The 16,744-nt window shown below is 75.9% G+C and carries 13 protein-coding genes; 10 read left to right on the top strand and 3 right to left on the bottom strand.

Annotated elements, in window-relative coordinates:
- Positions 1 to 283: 283 nt before the first annotated feature.
- From ACF9IK_RS02475 to ACF9IK_RS02445, 7 genes are all read left to right on the top strand, one after another.
- On the top strand, positions 284 to 946 hold the full coding sequence (locus tag ACF9IK_RS02475) for a DUF7019 family protein (RefSeq protein ID WP_395292570.1): 663 nt from the start codon (positions 284 to 286) through the stop codon (positions 944 to 946).
- A gap of 5 nt (positions 947 to 951) precedes the next feature.
- A complete protein-coding gene (locus ACF9IK_RS02470) occupies positions 952 to 5,292 on the top strand; it encodes a protein kinase domain-containing protein (protein ID WP_395292569.1) in 4,341 nt (1,446 codons plus the stop codon).
- Entirely contained in the window at positions 5,289 to 6,008 is a 720-nt protein-coding gene (locus tag ACF9IK_RS02465) for a hypothetical protein (protein WP_395292568.1), read from the top strand. Before ACF9IK_RS02470 ends, ACF9IK_RS02465 begins: the two co-directional genes overlap by 4 nt.
- A 508-nt stretch (positions 6,009 to 6,516) precedes the next feature.
- On the top strand, positions 6,517 to 7,377 hold the full coding sequence (locus ACF9IK_RS02460; protein WP_395292567.1) for a hypothetical protein: 861 nt from the start codon (positions 6,517 to 6,519) through the stop codon (positions 7,375 to 7,377).
- Positions 7,378 to 7,665: 288 nt separating this feature from the next.
- Positions 7,666 to 7,875 carry a hypothetical protein gene (locus tag ACF9IK_RS02455; RefSeq protein ID WP_395292566.1) on the top strand — a complete coding sequence of 70 codons (210 nt, stop codon included), beginning with the start codon at positions 7,666 to 7,668 and terminating at the stop codon, positions 7,873 to 7,875.
- Between the two features lie 240 nt (positions 7,876 to 8,115).
- A complete protein-coding gene (locus tag ACF9IK_RS02450; protein ID WP_395292565.1) occupies positions 8,116 to 8,574 on the top strand; it encodes a recombinase family protein in 459 nt (152 codons plus the stop codon).
- A gap of 340 nt (positions 8,575 to 8,914) precedes the next feature.
- Positions 8,915 to 11,881: an ATP-binding protein gene (locus tag ACF9IK_RS02445; protein WP_395292564.1), complete on the top strand. Its 2,967-nt coding sequence runs from the start codon at positions 8,915 to 8,917 to the stop codon at positions 11,879 to 11,881.
- A 42-nt stretch (positions 11,882 to 11,923) separates the two neighbouring features.
- On the opposite strand, the gene ACF9IK_RS02440 is transcribed toward ACF9IK_RS02445, so the two are convergent.
- Positions 11,924 to 12,094, bottom strand: coding sequence for a hypothetical protein (locus tag ACF9IK_RS02440; protein ID WP_395292563.1), 171 nt, complete (start codon positions 12,092 to 12,094; stop codon positions 11,924 to 11,926).
- Positions 12,095 to 12,386: 292 nt separating this feature from the next.
- Here ACF9IK_RS02440 and ACF9IK_RS02435 point away from each other — a divergent pair, with 292 nt between their 5' ends.
- Positions 12,387 to 13,343 carry an ABC transporter ATP-binding protein gene (locus ACF9IK_RS02435; RefSeq protein WP_395292562.1) on the top strand — a complete coding sequence of 319 codons (957 nt, stop codon included), beginning with the start codon at positions 12,387 to 12,389 and terminating at the stop codon, positions 13,341 to 13,343.
- Positions 13,340 to 14,173 carry an ABC transporter permease subunit gene (locus ACF9IK_RS02430; protein ID WP_395292561.1) on the top strand — a complete coding sequence of 278 codons (834 nt, stop codon included), beginning with the start codon at positions 13,340 to 13,342 and terminating at the stop codon, positions 14,171 to 14,173. The genes ACF9IK_RS02435 and ACF9IK_RS02430 overlap by 4 nt, the downstream gene beginning before the upstream one ends.
- Before the next feature lie 31 nt (positions 14,174 to 14,204).
- Here ACF9IK_RS02430 and ACF9IK_RS02425 read toward each other — a convergent pair whose 3' ends face one another.
- Entirely contained in the window at positions 14,205 to 15,014 is an 810-nt protein-coding gene (locus tag ACF9IK_RS02425) for a class I SAM-dependent methyltransferase (protein WP_395292560.1), read from the bottom strand.
- Positions 15,015 to 15,144: 130 nt separating this feature from the next.
- Between ACF9IK_RS02425 and ACF9IK_RS02420 the strand changes: the two genes are divergently transcribed.
- Positions 15,145 to 15,735 (top strand): TetR/AcrR family transcriptional regulator, encoded by a 591-nt coding sequence (locus ACF9IK_RS02420; RefSeq protein WP_395292559.1) that lies wholly within the window; start codon positions 15,145 to 15,147, stop codon positions 15,733 to 15,735.
- A gap of 49 nt (positions 15,736 to 15,784) precedes the next feature.
- On the opposite strand, the gene ACF9IK_RS02415 is transcribed toward ACF9IK_RS02420, so the two are convergent.
- Positions 15,785 to 16,252: a GreA/GreB family elongation factor gene (locus ACF9IK_RS02415; protein WP_395292558.1), complete on the bottom strand. Its 468-nt coding sequence runs from the start codon at positions 16,250 to 16,252 to the stop codon at positions 15,785 to 15,787.
- Between the last annotated feature and the right edge of the window lie 492 nt (positions 16,253 to 16,744).

Here is a 16,744-nt window from a genome sequence, read left to right as displayed (position 1 = left end):
CCTGCGCGAGCGCGCGGGCGGAACTCCCCGGGATCCGCGGCCCGAACCGACCACCAGGACCAGAGCCGTCTGCGGCCGCCGGGCAGCCGTCGTCGCCGGCGTCGCGGTTCCGACGGGCCGGCGCCTCCCGGCGCTTCCGCCCGTCCTCGGCATCTTGACGGCCGGTCATCTCAATCGGAGTGCGGGCACTGCAACTTCACGGTATCCGCTCCCGTATCCGGTGGCTCTCATCGGGCGGTCATCGCTACGCTGGTACGGGTCGACGCCGGGGAGGGAACCGGGAGTGTCGTTCAGCTACTACGTGTACGTCAGCGACAGCAAGGTCAACATGCTGTTACCGCAGATCGACCCCGGGTTCGGGGCGAAGCGCCAGACGGAGCTGGGCGTGAACCTCACGGTGCTGTCGGCGAGGCGAACGACCGAGGGCCCGTCCGACGACCGGATCCGTCGGCTGGAGACCGTCGTCGGGTACCTGCGCGATCACGGTGATCTCGGCTCGGTGGACGAGCCGGGTCAGTTCTTCTGGGGGGTGCTGCCGATGCGCTGGGGGGCGTTCCCCGGTGATCCCACCTCCTCGTTGGTGTTCTTCGGCGGGCGGAGCGAGGACACCGTCGTCGGGCTGGGCGGCTCGTACAGGCACGTGTGCGACTCCGTGCCGGATGCCGAGGCACGTGGGGTGGGGCGCTCGATGATGTCGTCGATGCTCGACGGGCTGGGAGCCGCCTCGGACCTTGAGGACGAGTACGTCGCCGACGCGGTGGACGGCGACCTCGACCGGGCCGATCGCGCCGCGCTCGCCCGGGTGCAGAGCGCCGTGGCGAGCCTGCGGTGGCCGGCGCAGAACGTCGAATTCGTGGCCAAACGCCTGCTGCACGGCGACAGTCCGGACGGCACCGCCGGGTCGGTGCTGCTCGGGACGCCGGTGTACGTGGCCACCGTCGACTGACGGCGATGGCGGCCTGGCGCCGTGGTGACGTGGTCCTCGGCCTTTACGAGGTCCTGGACGTGGTGCGCACCGGCGGCATGGGACTGGTGCACCGGGTCCGGCACCGGGGCTGGGACATCGACCTGGCGGTGAAGACCCCGCGCCAATCCCTGGTCCGCTCGCCGGAGGCGATCCGGGACTTCGAACGGGAAGCGGAGGTGTGGGTCGGGCTGGGTCTGCACCCTCACATCGCGAACTGCGTCTACGTCCGCACCCTCGACGGCGTGCCCCGGGTCTTCGCGGAGTGGGCGGACGGGGGCAGCCTGGCCGAAGCCGTCCGCAGCCGGTTCCTGTACGGGAACGACCCCCTGGGATCGCTGCTGGACGTCGCGATCCAGTCGGCGTGGGGGCTCGACCACGCGCACGAGAACGGCGTCGTGCACCAGGACGTCAAGCCCGCCAACGTGATGCTCACCAGGGACGGCACGGTCAAGGTCACCGACTTCGGTATGGCCCGGGCCCGCGTCGCCACCGGGGAGGCACCCGGGGACGCCGATGCGTTCGTCAGCCGCGGCGGCCTGACGCCCGCGTACTGCTCGCCCGAACAGGCACGGTCGCCGGGCGGGCTCTCGACGGCCACCGACACCTGGTCCTGGGCGGTCACCGTCTTCGAGATGTTCCTCGGCAGGCCACCGGTGACGGACGGGACCGGGGCCGGCGGCGCCTTCGACGGCTTCGCCCGCTCCGGGGCCCCGGACGCGATCGCACCGGTGCCGGCCGAGGTGGCGGACCTGCTGCGCGAGTGCTTCGCCGAGGACCCGGCCACGAGGCCGGACCGTCTCGGGCCGCTCGCGGAGCGCCTGATCCGGGTGTACGAGCGAGAGGTCGGCCCGTACCCCCGGCGCACCCCTGCGGCGGCCACCCTGCTCGCCGATGGCCTGTCCAACCACGCACTGTCGATGTTGGACCTCGGCCGCAGCGACAACGCCGAGGAGCTGTGGGCTCGGGCCCTACGGGCGGATCCGCACCATCCGCACGCCCGCTACAACCGCGGGCTGCACCGGTGGCGAACCGGGGTGATCACCGACGCCGAGCTGGTCGACGAACTGGAGTCCGTGCGGTTCGGGGATCCGGCTGACGGCGCGGGGGCGTACCTGCTCGCGCTGGTGCACCGGGAGCGCGGCGACCCGGTCGCGGCGGCCGCGCTGCTGCGGGACGCGGCCGCGCGGATGCCCGAAGACCCGAACGTCGCCGCCGCGCTCGCGTCCGTCGAGTACGCGCCCTCGCCCGTGCAATCGGTCCTGCCGGGGGAGCACGAGGACTGGATCACCGCCCTTGCCCTGACCTCTGACGGCCAGGCCGCGGTCTCGGCCGACAGCTCGGGTGGACTGCGCATGTGGAACGTCCCGGCGCAGGAGTGCCGGCAGCAGCTGCAGTTCGAGGAGTTCAGCGCCTCGGCCCTGGCGGTGCGCGACGACGGGCAGCTCGTGGTCGTCGGCGGGGGAACCGGACGGGCGCTCGTGCTCGACCTCGAAGCCGGGGCCGGCTTCGAGCTGCCCGGCCACCCCGGAAGGGTGGGCCTGGTCGCGTTGACGGCGGACCAGCGCCACGCGGTCACCAGCGGTTCCGAGGGAGAGACCGTGACCTGGGACCTTGAGACGCGCCAGGCCCTGGACGTCCGGCAGTTCGAGAGGGAGGCGGACGTCCTCGGTGCCCAGGGCACCCTGTGCTCCGTGATCGACCACGAGCGCCGCACGACCTCCGTGTACGACGTCCGCACGGGCGAGCTGGTGCACCGGTTCGACCGCACCCTGACGGGAACTCGGTTCAGCGGCGACGGCCGCCTCGCGGTGATCGGCGCCGGCAGCCTCGGAGTCCGGTTGGTCGATCTCGCATCCGGCGGACCCCGGCGGGAGCTGAGGACCGGCCACGGCCGGATCGCCGTCAACCGGGACGGCACGGTCGGCTTCTCCGGCGGCGGCCGCGACGAGCCGTCACGCCTATGGGACCTGGACACCGGCCGGTGCCGTCTGTCGCTGGACCCAGCGCCCGACACCAAGGAAGTCGTGCTGAGCGCGGCCGGGCGGGTCGCCGTGACCGCCGAGGGCAAGTCGGTGCGGGTGTGGCACCTGCCGCCCGCGGGACCGTCGGCCCCGTGGAGCTACGTCCGCCCGCGCGAGGCCTCGGACATCGCGGCCACCGCCGCCCGGGCGGCGGAGCTGCTGGCGGAGGCGGCCACGCTGGCCGGTGCCGGACGGATCGGCGACGCGGCCGGACGGATCCGCACCGCTCGCGCACTGCCCGGGCACCGGCGCCACGCCGAGCCGGTGCGTCTCTGGCGACGGCTCGGCGCCCTCGGCCGCCGGACCGAGCTCGTCGACGCCTGGGCCGCGGGCCGGATCGTCCTGAAGGACGGCCGGTCGTGGGCCCTGGAGTTCGGCGGCCGCAGCCCCACCGCGCTCGCCCGCAACGGGAACGACGCCGAAGCATGGGTCTTCGACGTCGAGACCGGGAAGCTGCTGCACACGCTCAGCCTGCACACCGGCCACATCAACGCCGTGGCGATGACCGCCGACGGCCGGCTCGCGGTGTCCGGAGGCGAGGACGGCCGGGTCGTCGCCTGGCACCCGCGCGACGGGCGGATCGTCCGGCTGTTCACCGACCCCCGCGACCACGTGTACCACGTCGCGGTCAGCCAGGACGGCCAAGTGGCGCTGTCGGGAACCGCCGACGGCCTGGTCGCGGCCTGGGACATCGGCAGCGGCCGGGCCATCGGGCGCTGGCAGGCGCATCCGGGGGCAGTGCTGGACGTGGCCGTCAGCGCCGATCACCGCTACGGGCTCTCGCGCGGCCAGGACGCCCGCGTGAGGATATGGGACCTGCGCGACGGCGGGCTCCGCTGGGAGTTGGGCGGGCACGGCGAGTGGATCGGCGCCGCGCGGCCGAGCGACGACGGCCGGTTCGTGGTCACCGGTGGCGCCGACGCCGGCGTGCGGGCCTGGCGTACCTCCGACGGGCAGTGCGTGGCTGCGCTCACCGGGCACGCGGACGCCGTGGTCGACGTCCTGCCGAGTCCGGACGCGCAGCAGGTGCTGTCCTGCTCGGCGGACGGCACCGTCCGGCTCTGGAACGTCGCCGGTGCTCGCTGCGTCCGGGTCCTCGCCGGGCATGCCGGCACCGTGCGGAGCCTGGCCGTCACACCGGACTTCCGGCTCGCGGCGTCGGGCGGGGAGGATCGGACGGCGCGGTTGTGGGACCTCGCGACCGGCCTCCAGCTGCGCGCCTTCACCGGCTTCTCGGACGCGGTCACACGCATCGCACTGACCCCCGATGGCACTCTGCTCCTCGCCGGAGACGAGGGTGGGCGCCTGCTGACCTGGGCCCTGGACTGGGAGTACGACTTCGGCTCGGTGACCGGCTCGCGGTCGGAGGCCGGGCCCGCGCTCGACGAGCTGCGGGCCGAGGTCGCCGTACCGCTGCCTTCCCGCGAGGACGGCCGCCCGGCTCTCGCCGAGGCGTTCGCCCGCCTCGGCGACCGGCAGCGGCACGCCGCCACGCGCACCTTGGAGCTCGCCGGCGAACTGGACAAGATCGTTTCACGCACCGGGACCGGCTACCGGCTGTACACGCGCCGGGTGGCCGCGGACGCGGCGACCCGGGAGCCGACACAGATTCCGAGCACGGCCGAACGACTCGCGATGCTGCTTCGACCGGAGGCCGAGCTGAACCGGTCCGAGGAGTTCTGGGCCGGCTACTTCGCCCAGCAGCTCCAGGACGACCTCGTCACGCTCGCCGAGGCCGCCGTGGTCCTGCACCGCGAGGGTGACCTGGCCGCCGCCGAACACGCATGGCGACTCGTCGTCGACGTCCGCTCCCACCTCTGGGACGCCGGGCACCCCGAAACCCAGGGCGCGATGCTCGGCTGGGCCGGGGTCCTCACCGACCTGCACCGGGAGCCGGAGGCCCTGGCGCTGGTCCAAGCGGTGACCGGGGAGCGCGCACAGGACCTGGGGCCGGACCACCCAGCCACCCTGGACGCGGCTGCGAGGCTCGCCTCCCTGCTCTCGTTGAGCGGCGAGCAGGCGGAAGCGGAACGCGTGTACGGCGACCTACTGCCCCGGCTCGTGAAGCGTTTCGGCCGCGACGACGGCCGGACGCTCGACGCCCGGGTGGGCCTGGCGCGCGTGCACCACCGGCTCGGGCGACCGGGCGACGCCGAACCGGCCCTGCGCGAGGTGTTGGCGAAGCGGCGGCTGCACCTGGGCGACGACCACCCGGACACCCTCGCCGTCCAGGCGGAGCTGGACAACGTGCGGGAGCCGGCGCCGGAGAAGCCGGCGCGGCGGCGATGGAGGAGGCGGCGATGAACCAGGCTCGGCCCAGTATCGAAGCTCTGATCATCGGCAAGGCGTTCATGAGTCAGATCGGGGCGCTCTTCCCCGTCAGCATGACGTTGCGAGGCGACGAGTTCGAGGCCGTGTTCATGATGCGCGCCAGCCAGCTGGGGCATCGGACCACCGGGCCGTACACAGCCGACCGGCCACCGACCGACGCGATGAACTGGGCCCAGCTGCGGCTGGGGATCGACATGGCGGGACGCCTTCCCTCCTTCCGGATCGACGCGAGCGGCCTGTGGCCGCGCATCCACGTCGAGTTGCTCGGCACCGCGGTACGCGGGCTGATCGTGATGTCGGAGGAGGTGACCGCGGAGTCGGTGAACGCGCCCTACCTCGGAGAGTGGCAGGAGCAGATCTCCTCCACGGTCCGGATCGCACTCGACTCGATCACCCGATGGCTCATGGCCTGTCACCACCAGGCCGGTGGCGCCGAGCCGTCGGTCGACCTCGATCTGGTCTACCGACCAGACGACGACTACGAGACCGGCCTCGCCCAGGTCGACCAATGGCTGCGGGACCTCATCCCGCCGGTACGCCCCGTCCTCGAGCTGCGCTGGCGCTCCGTGAGTCCGGCCCAGCGCAAGGCCTTTGCGAAGAACCTGACGGGCACCCGAAGGATCGGCACCGGGTCCGACCGTCGGTTGAGCCTGCGGATCGGCGACATCGAGCTGGAGGTGCCGGGCTGAGGAAGGCCACAGCGGCCGCCGATCGAGGGCTGCCCGCGCTGGCGGGGGCAGCCCTGCGAAGGCGTGGTCCCACCGGCCGGGTGGACCCGGTTGTGCGCGAGCGGGCACAACCTCCGACCGGCGGCACCGGCGGGAGTTCTCCGGCAGTCCATCCGACGGGCTTGTACGTCGGCAGCCGCAGCGGCTGCCTGCGCGGCCTTGACCCGGGGGCTTGCTCCAGGCCGTTCCCCGGCCGCCGCGCCGGCCCTCTCCGCCGGGGACGACCCGCCGACTCGCCGACGGCGACGGTATCCCCCTCGGCATCCGCCCCATGGCAGGTGACGGCAGGTGACCGCGTCGGCCGCCGCGTGATGGCAGGCGAGGTGCGGGGACGGCCACGACGGGCCGTCCCCGCGCCTCGCACCCGGTGGGCGAGGCCATCGCGCAGAACGCCGCGTTCGGCCCGGCGCGCGTCGCCGCCAGCGTGTCCGGGTCCGGTGGAGCCGCTCCGGGACGTACGGTCGGGGCCATGTCCACCGGCCTGCTCGCGGCGCTGCTCGCCGCCCTCCTGACCGGATCGGCCACCGTGCTGCAGGCGCTCGGAGCGCGCCGGGCCGCCGTCGGTCACCGCCCGGGGGAGGCGGCGGCCCTGGCCGGGACGCTGCGCCAGTGGCCCTTCGCGGTCGGCGTCGGGATGGACATGGCCGGGTTCGGCGCCGAGCTGTACGCGCTGGAGCGGCTGCCGCTCTACGTGGTCGAGGCCGCGCTGGCGTCCGCCCTCGCGGTGACGGCCGTCGGCGCCTCCCGGGTGCTGCGCATCCGGCTCCGCCGCACGGAGTGGGCGGGCGTCGTCGCGGTCTCCGCCGGGCTCTGCCTGCTGGCCGTGACCGCCGGTCGCGACGGCGAGGGCCACGGGAGCGAGGGGCTCCGGCTGGGCACCCTGGTCGTCGCGGTGCTGCTGCTGGCGGCCGGCTGGGCCGCGGGCCGGTTCGGCGGCCACCGGGCCGCGCCGCTGCTGGGGCTGGTGGCCGGCCTGCAGTTCGGTGTCGTCGGGGTGGCCGTGCGGGTGCTGCCGGCCCTGAACCCGGCCGAGCTGTGGACCGAACCCTCCGCGTACGCGGTGGCCGTCGCCGGGCTCGGAGGCTTCGCGGCGCTCACCTGGGCGATGCAGTGCGGCTCGGTGACCGCCGCGACGGCGGCGATGGTGCTGGGCGAGACGCTCGGGCCGGCGGTGGTCGGCGTCGCCGTGCTCGGCGACCACACCCGGCACGGCGCCGTCCCGCTGGCCGTCCTCGGCTTCGCGGCGGCGATCGCCGGGGCTCTGGCGCTGGCCCGCTTCGGCGACGCCGAGCAACCCGCCGTCAGCGCCACGGCGGGTTCCGGCTCCTGAGCGGGTTTCCGGGTCTCGGCGTGGCCGGCTTCCGGGACGCCGCAGGCCGGGCGGTGCCCCCTGCGCGCGCGGTCCCCCCGTACCCCGGTCGGCCCGTCCCGTTCGTCCGGGCGGGGGATCTCTGTCACCCGTTCGCACCGCTGCGGTTGCAGGGAACTCGAACCGGCTGTGTTCGTGTGCAAACGTGGCTCGCGCGCCCCTCGGCGGGGCGCCTCCGCGGCCCGCTCCGGGCCCGGCCTGCCCACCCGGGCAGATTTCGACGAGCAGCGATGACCTGGAGGTCATGAGATGTCCGTTCGCGGAACGCTCTGCAAGTTCGCCGCGACCGCGGTCCTGGCGGCGGTGGCCACGATCGCCGTCCCGACGGCGGCCATGGCGGACGGCGGCGAGGCGCCCCAGCCCTCGTCGGCGTCCGCTCTGTCGGCCGGTGCCGCGTCGGTGGGTCTCTTCGGCCCGAAGCTCAGCTGGCTGGAGGCGTTCTCCCGCTCCAACGGCTGACGGCTGACCGCCACCGCCACCGGGCGCCCCGGCCGCACCGCGCGGCCGGGGCGTTCGCACGCCCGCACGCCCGCCCGTCCGGCCCCGCCCGAGCCGGGACCGGTGACGGAGGCGGACCGGCGGGGCGGCAGGATTGGGTGATCACCCCTATTGATCCCGCACCGTTCCGCAGGGCCTGCTGGAGTGGACGGGTTCCCCCGCCCGCTCCCATCTCTCCGTTCGGAAAAGCAGGTGAACGGCATGATCGACCACCTCTCCCGGCAGGGTCGGCCGTCCCGGACGGCGCTGTACCTACGCTGCTACCCCAGTGACACCGCGGGGCTGGAGTGCCAGCACGCGGCTCTGGAACGGCTCGCCCTCCAGCGTGGGCTGCCGGTGCCCGGCTCCTACGTGGACGACGGGATGCGCTCCGGCACCCGGCTGCCCGCCCTGGAGCGGCTGCTGCGCCAGGCCGAGCACGGCCGGGTGGACGTGGTACTGGTGCCGGGGCCGTTCGTGTTCTCGCTCGACGACCGGGCCGCGCGCGCCACCGTCCAGCGGTTGGAGGCCCTGGGTTGCACGGTGCTCGAACTCCCCGACCGCGCAGGCCGCGCCCGTCCGCCGGCCCCGCGCGGCGCGTACGGGCGGCTCCCGGGTGCCCCGGCGGCCGCCCCCACCGCCGCGCCCCGCCCGCTGCCGGTCGACGCCCGCACCGCGTGACCGTACCCGGTGGGCGTCGCGCCGCAGGTGGTGCGAGCGACCCCCACCCCCGGGCGCCGCGCCGGCTCCCCGGGCACCCGCCGCCGGTCCCGCACCACCCGGGCCGGCACCGCCGCCCCCAGCCGGCCGGGCACCGCTGCCACCCCGTCGGCCGACGCGCCGCCCGGTCCCGCCCGGCGGCCCGCCGAACGGCTCGCCCCGCACTCCGCGCGGCTCCGCTCCCCGCAGCGGGAACCGGGTACCCCGGCGGGCACGACCGAACGCCCCCACGGCATGATGGCCCCATGGCCTCCGCACCCCTCCTCGGCGAGCGCCGTTCGCACGGACGGGAGGGGCGCCCGTGAACCGGCCGGTCGAGCCGGCGGCGCCCGGCGCGGGATTCGACTTCGTCGGGCGACAGCCGGAGCTGGCCCGCCTGACCGGGGCCATGCTCCGTCCGCCGGCCGTGGTCCTGGTCGAGGGCGAGGCCGGACTCGGCAAGTCCCGCCTGGTCGCCGAGGCCGCGGCCGCCGCCGCAGCGGCGGGCCGACGGGTGCTGACCGGCTTCTGTCACCCCCTGCGCGAGCCGCTGGCCTTCGGCCCGGTGGTGGACGCGTTGCGGGCCGTCGGCCCGCTCCTGCCGCCGTCCGAGGGCATCCCGGCGAGCGCCGGAGCGCTGCGGCCGCTGCTGCCCGACCTCGCCGACCGGCTCCCGCCCCACCCGGCGAGCGCCGGCGACGGACCGCCCGGCCGGCACCTGCTCGTCCAGGCGGTCCGCGCCCTGCTGGGCGTGCTCGGCGACGTGGTGCTCGTGATCGAGGACCTGCACTGGGTGGACGACGCCACCCGCGAGCTGCTCCTGCTGCTCGCCCGCGACGTGCCGCCGGGGCTGGCGCTGGTGCTCACCTACCGGGCCGAGGACCTGCCGCCGGACACGCCCGCCCTCGGCGCCGCCTACCGGCGCCCCGCCGGCGTCGGCGGAGCGCTGATCAGGCTCGACCCGCTGGACGAGTCCGAGGTCCGCGACCTGGCCCGCGCCGCGCTCGGTCCGCGCGCCACCCCGGCGCTCACCCGGGTGCTCTTCGACCGCAGCGAGGGCCTGCCGCTGGTCGCCGAGGAGGACCTGATCACCCTCTGCGAGCAGCGCGGCGGCAGCGGCCTGACCGACGCCGCCGACCTCGCCGCCGACCTGGAGCACTCGGAGGTCCCGCGAGGCCTGCGCGACGCGGTCACCGAACGCCTCGCAGGCCTGTCCGCCGACGCCTCGACGGTCGTCGCCGCCGCGGCCGTGCTCGGCGTGCCGGCCGGGGAGGAGTTGCTCGCCGCCGTCACCGGGCTCGACCGGCAGGCCACCGCCGACGGGCTCACCGAGGCCCTGCGGGCGGCCGTGCTCCACGAGAACCCGATGGCCCGCTACGGCTTCCGGCACGTCCTCGCGCAGCAGGTGGCGTACCGCAGGCTGCCCGGGCCGCACCGCACCGCCCTGCACCGGCGAGCCGTCGAGGCGCTGGGTGCGGGCGAGCCGCGGCCGCTGGTGCAGATCGCCCACCACACCCTGGCGCTCGGCGACCGGGCGGCCTGGCAGGAGGTGGCCGAGGCCGCCGCCGACCAGGCGGTCGCGCTCGGGGACAGCGGCAGCGCCGGCGTGCTGCTGCACCGGCTGCTCGACGAGCCCGATCTGGACCCCAGCCGCCGCGGCCGCGCCGCGCTCGCGCTGGCCCGGATCGCCGCCAACGGCGTGGACTCCGCGGCGAGCGCCGCGACGCTGACCGCGATCATCGCCGACCCGCGGCTGCCGGTCGCCGACCGCGGCGAGATCCGGCTCACCCTGGGCATCCTGACCGCCATCCACGGCGGTGACCGGGCCGGCTTCGCCGGGATCGAGGAGTCGCTGGACGACCTGGAGGAGCGTCCGGCACGCGCGGCGCGGGCGATGGTCGCTCTCGCCATGAACGAGCGGGAGGGCGCGAGCGAGCGCGCCCGGGAGTGGCTGGAGCGGGCCGAGCGGACGCTGGCCGCGGGCCCTGACGAGGAGGTGGCGGCAGCGCTGCGCGCGACCCGGCTGACCTTCCTGGCCCGGGAGGGCGACCCGGCGGTGTGGGCGCTGCTGGACGAGCTGCCGCGCCGCTCGGCGCACGCCGAGATCGTCCGCCAGACCACCCGGGCGCTGTTCAACGTCGGCGAGATCGCCGTCGAACTGGGCCACGACCGCCGGGCCGCCGGTCTGCTGGAGGAGAGCCGGCGGCTGGCCCGCCGGGCGGCCATCCCGTACCTGGAGTGCTACAGCCGGATCGCCCTGGCCCGGCTGGACGGACTGGCCGGGCGCTGGGAGGGCCTGGAGGAACGGGTCGCCGCGCTGCGTGCCGAGTTCCCCGACCTCGCGATGGCCAGTGCCGAGCAGGCTCTGCTGCTGGGCCGGCTGGCGGTCGCCCGGGGCCGGTTCGCGGTGGCGCGGCAGCGGTTCGCCGAGGCGAGGCCGTACGGCGAGCGGGAGTCCCAGGTCACCGCGGCGATGCGGGCCGCGGCCGGCCCGGCCGCGCTGCAGCTCGCCGAGGGGGACAGCGAGCAGGCGGCGGCGACGCTCGCCCCGGCGCTCTCGGCGCTGCGCCGTGCCGGGGCCTGGCCGCGCGCGGCGGAGCTGCTTCCGGTCGCGGTCGAGGTGTTCCTCGCCGAGGACGGCCGCCCGGCGGCCGCCGAGCTGGTCGGGCAGGCCGAGGTCGGCCTGGAGGGCCGTGACGCCCCGGCCGCGGTCGCGGCTCTCGCCTTCGCGCGCGGCCTGATCCTGGTGGACGGCGACGGCGACGGGGCCGGAGACCGCGACGGGGCTCAGCGGGGCCGGGCCGGGAGGACCGGCGCGGCCGAGGAGTTCACCCGCTCCCGCGACCTGTGGCGGGAGATCGGCCGGCCCTACGAGGCGGCCCGGGCCGAGGAGCGGGCCGGCACGGCCCTGGCGGAGCGCGACCGCACCGCGGCGGGGGGACGGATCGCCGCCGCCGAGCAGTCCTACCTGGCCCTCGGCGCGGCCTCGGACGCGGCCCGCTGCCAGCGCCTGCGCCGCGACCTGGGCCTCGGCCGGGCGGCCTCCCCGGGGCGGCGCGGCTACGGCGAGAGGCTCTCCCCGCGGGAGCGCCAGGTCGCCGCCCTGGCCGCCCAGGGCGCGGCCAACCAGGACATCGCCCGGGCGCTGTTCCTCTCGCCCCGCACGGTCGAGCACCACGTGGCGAGCGTGCTGCGCAAGCTCGGTGTGGGCCGCTCCGAGCTGCGCGAGGCGCTGGCGGCCGCCGACGGCGGCGACACCACTGCGGCCCGCACCGGCCCGGACGCCTGAGGGGGACGCCTGCCGGCACCTCGGCGACGCGGACGCGGTCGGTCAGCGCTGGTGGTACGTCGCGCGCTCGGCCAGCCGTGAGAGTCGGGCCAGCCGCGCGAGGCGCGTCCGCCGCACGCCGCTGTTGCGGCGGGCCGGGTGGACCAGCCCGGGGTCGTCGAGGGCGGTGAAGTGATCCTGGGCGTAGAGCCGGAAACGCTCGCGGCGGGTCATGTCGGCCTCCGGTGGGTTGGTGGTCGGCGGCTTCGCGGGGGTGGGACTCCAGCAAACCGGCCCGGCCGGCAGGGGATCAATGCGTACCGCCACCCATCTCCCACCCCTAATCCTGGGTACCGCCCCGGACGGCCTCACCGCCCGGCCCGCCGCCCCCGCGCAGCCGGCGTCCGGCGCGCCAGGGCGGGCGGCGGTTCGCGGCGCCCGGCCGGGGGCACCATCAAGCCGCGGTCCCCACGGGAGGCCCGCGGTCAACATGGGAGGTGGGGCGTTGTCCGGCAGTGGGACACCCGTGATCGAGCTCCGGTCACTCACCAAGCGGTACGGTCGGACCGTCGGCATCGAGGGCCTGGACGTCGAGGTCGGCGCCGGCGAGGTGTTCGGTCTGCTCGGCCCGAACGGCGCGGGCAAGACCACCACGCTCCGCTGCCTGGTCGGCCTCCTGCGGCCGAGCGACGGGGCGGTGCGCGTGCTGGGGCTGGACCCGGTGGCCGACCACCGCCGGCTGGCGACCTCGATCGGCTACCTGCCCGGCGAGCTGCGCCTCTACCCGGAGCTCACCGGGCGGCAGACGCTCGACCTGCTCGCCGCCCTCCAGGGCGCCGCCGTCCCGCGGCAGGCCGAACTCTGCGCCCGTCTGAGCCTCTCCGGGCACGACCTGGACCGCGCGGTCGGGGAGTACTCGCGGGGGATGAAGCAGAAGCTCGGCATCGTCCAGGCCCTCCAGCACCGACCGGCGCTCACGGTGCTGGACGAGCCGACGGAGGGGCTGGACCCGCTGGTCCAGGAGACCTTCTTCGAACTCCTCGCCGAGGAGACGGCCGCGGGCCGCACCGTCCTGCTCTCCAGCCACGTGCTGCCCGAGGTGCAGCGGGCCTGCGGCCGGGTGGCGATCGTCCGTGCGGGCCGGCTGGTGACCGTCGAGTCGGTGGCCGGGCTGCGCCGGGCCCGCGCCCGGCGGATCCGGCTCGTCCTCGGGGACGGGCGGGGCGCCCGGCCGCTGGGAGCGGCCGAGCGCTGGTCGCCGCGGTGGGACGGTCCACGGGTGGAGCTGCTGGTGCCCCCGGACGAGGTGGTGGCGGCGGTGCGGGGGCTGCTCGCCGAGCAGCCCGTCGCCGACCTCACGGTCGAGGAGGCGGGCCTGGACGAGGCCTTCCTCGACCTCTACCGGGCACCGGACGGGGCCACGGGCGATGCACCGGAGCGGGCCGCCGCCCCGTCCGACCCCGCCGAGGAGGACCCGTCATGAGCCGGGGAACCGTCAACCGCCGGTTGCCGCTGGTCTGGCTCGCCCTGCACCGCCGCCGCCGGATGCTGCTGGCACTGCTGATCGGCATGGTCGTCTTCGAGGCGCTGATCGTCGTGATCACCAGCACCGTGCCGCCCACCGACCTGTTCGGGGCCGGCCGCACCCCGCCGAGCGCCTTCAGGGCGTTCAGCGGTTCCAACGGGGACGTCTCGATCGCCAGCTACCCCGGCCTGCTCGGCGCGGGTCTGACCCACCCGTTCTGGATCGCCCTCCAGCTCACCGCGATCGGCGCGCTGGGCGCGGCGGCGGTCGCCGCCGACGCCGAGTCCGGCACGATCGAGCTGTTGATGACCCGGCCGGTCTCCCGCCGCCGGCTGCTGGCCGAGCGGACGGCCGCGCTGCTCGCCGCCTCCGTCCTGCTCAACGCCGCCGCCACCGTCACCATCGCCGTCGGCGTGGCGCTCTCGCCGGACCTGCGGGACGCCGTCCCGGTCGGCGGGGTGTTCGCCGCCGGACTGCTGGGCTGTGCCTTCGCATTCTGCCTGGCCGGTCCGGTGCTCGCCGTCTCGGCGGTGAGCCGGCGCCGGGCCCACGTCATCGGTGCGACGGTCGCCTTCGGCGCGGTCGGTTTCGCGCTCAACTTCGTGGCCCTGGCCTGGTCCCCCGCCGCGCCCCTGCGCTACCTCAGCCCGTTCCACTACTACACCCCCGGCGACGCCCTGGCCCACGGCACCGTCCCGTGGACGTCGCTCGCCGTCCTCGCCGCGGTGGGTGTGGCCGGACTGGCCGCCGCCTTCCGGCTGTTGGAGCGGCGGGACCTCGCTTCCTGAGCCCTCGGCGCAGGCCGGCCGGGTGGCCGGCTCAGCCGGCGCCACCGCGGACCGCCGTCACCACCACGGCCGTGAACCGCATGGTGAAGCGCCCGCCGAGGGCGTCGACGGCGTCCCCCGTGCCTTCCAGCAGCTCCGCCATCCGGGCCGGCGGGATCCGGGCGGCGTCGCCGCCGGTGCGCAGCTGGTCCAGCCACTCGTCCCGGGTGTACGGCCGTTCCCAGTCGAAGGACCACTGCTCGGGCTGGTCGAAGGCGCCGGACCGCCGGATGCCGTCGGCGGCCTGCTTGTACAGCGCCGCGTACCCGTCCAGCGCGGGCGCGGTCCAGGGGTTGAGCGGCGATTCGGGCAGGACACGGCGGTGGGCGGCGGCGAGGGCCTCGGCCACCCCCGGGGAGGGGCGGAAGGCGTTCCAGAACACGGCCAGCCGCCCGCCGGGGCGCAGCACCGCGGCGGCCTTCCCGGCCCCGGCGACCGGGTCGATCCAGTGCCAGGTCTGACCGGCCACCACCGCGTCGAAGGTCCGGCCCGCAGGGTCCCAGGCCTCGAAGGCCGCGACCTCGACGTCGAAGCCGTCGCGGCGGGCGTACGCGGCCATCCGGGGGTCGGGGTCGACTCCGAGGACCGTGCCGCCGGCCGCGCGGAACGGCCGGGCCGAGATGCCGGTGCCGATGCCGACGTCCAGGACCTCGGGCCCCGGGGAGGAGACGACGACCGCCTCCACCAGCGCGTCGGGGTAGCGGGGCCGGGCCCGGTCGTAGCGTTCGGCGTCACTGCCGAACGACTCCGCCGCCAGGCGGTGCCGATGGGATTCATCCGGCGGGAACGGTAAAGTGGGCATGTGCCCACTATGAGTGGGCGCACGCCCACTCGTCAACGGTGCGCGCCGGGTCGGCGGGCCCGAGCGGCGGGCGGGTGGCAGAGGGAGCGGCCGGTGACGGGCGAGGAACGCGACACGGAGGCGGTGCACGGTGCCCACAGGAGTGGCCATCCGCGACGTGCGGGAGCAGCTGTTCGAGGCGGCGGAGCGCGTCCTGCTCCACGACGGCCCCAGTGCGCTCACCAGTCGGGCCGTCACCGCGGAGGCCGGCTGTGCGAAGGGCGTCCTGCACCGGCACTTCGCCGACTTCGACGCCTTCCTCGCCGAGCTCGTCCTCGACCGCGTCGCCCGGATCGAGGCGCGGGCCGAAGCCCTCCGTGCCCGGGCCGGCGCCGGTGCCGTCGCCGACCACCTCGCCGACGCACTGACCGAGCTCTTCGGCGCGGTCGCGGTCGCCGTCGTCGGCCTGGTCACTTCCCGCGACGGGCTGCGCGCCCGGCTGCGCGAGGCGCGGCCGACCGGCGTCCCCGTCCTGACCGACGCCGCGGACGCGATCGCCGCCTACCTCCTGGCCGAGCGGTCCCTCGGCCGGCTCGCCCCCGACGCGGACGTCGACGTGCTGGCACCCACCCTGATCGGCGCGGCCCACCTGCTCTTCGCCGACCGCACCGGCCCCCCGCCGGAGCCGGCCGCCGTCCACAGGGTGGTCGCCACGGTCCTCGCCGGGGCGGCCACCGGGTAGCGCGGCGCGTCCGGGCGGCGTCCGGGGCACGGTCGTGCCGGGGCCCGGCCTACGCGTTGCCGCCGATGGACACGATCTCGGCGGTCGCCCGGCCCTCGGGCGCTTCGTAGCCGACGGTCTCGCCGGCGCGGTGGCCGAGCAGTGCACGCCCGAGCGGGCTGTCGGCGGTCACCAGCGTCTCGTCCAGCCGATCGGCCACCTCGCCGATCTGGACGGTCTCCAGGGTGCCGTCGGCGAAGCGCAGGGTGGCGGTGCTGCCCATGCCGACCGCGTCGGTGCGCGGCGGGCCGGCCGCGTCCGCCACGCGGAACCGGTCGGTGATCTCGGTGATCCGGTCGTCCAGTCGGACGAGCAGGTCGGCGCGCTGCAGTCCGTCCGCCTGGTCGGCCCGGTCGCCCACCGCGTCGGTGACCTTCAGGGTTGCGGCGACCTTGGCCCGCTCGGTGCGGAGCTCGACGAGCTCCTGTTCGAGCGACTGGCGGGCTTGGAGACTGATCGGCCCGGTTTCGGCGGCCATGCCTGCTCCCGTGAGGTCGACGGAACAGTTGGACAAACATCTATAAATCGGACATGTGCAGCCTAGCAGCGGGACCTTCGCCGCGGCGAGGCGTCGCCGTCGCCGCCGCCTCGGTGGAGACGGCCCGGAGCGGGACCGTCCGGAGCGGGACCGTCCCGGCAGCGGGCCCCTCGTCTTGTTCGATTCTGCGGTGCACTGCGATGGTTGATGAAGGACCGCAGCCCCGAACGTGCGTGCCGCCTCCGCCCGAGTCGTTGCCGCGAACAGGGCTCCAGCCGACCGCGATCCAGGTGATCACCGCCGGGAGGACGCGCCATGCGGACGACCCACAACGCCCCAGACCAGCCACCGGGCGAGCGCCCGGCGGGGAGGGCGTGGCCGGGCAGGGCGGTCTCCGACCGGGTGAGCGCCCGGCGCGCCCGGCGCGCGGCCGCGTGGGGGCGGGGGAAGTACACGGGGTCCTGGGCCGAATGCCTGTGGCGTCGGCTGAAC

This window comes from Kitasatospora hibisci (assembly GCF_043950205.1).
In the GTDB taxonomy this organism is placed as follows: domain Bacteria; phylum Actinomycetota; class Actinomycetes; order Streptomycetales; family Streptomycetaceae; genus Kitasatospora; species Kitasatospora hibisci.
The sequence above is the reverse complement of the archived record's forward strand: the minus strand, read 5'-3'. Positions and strand labels throughout refer to the sequence as shown.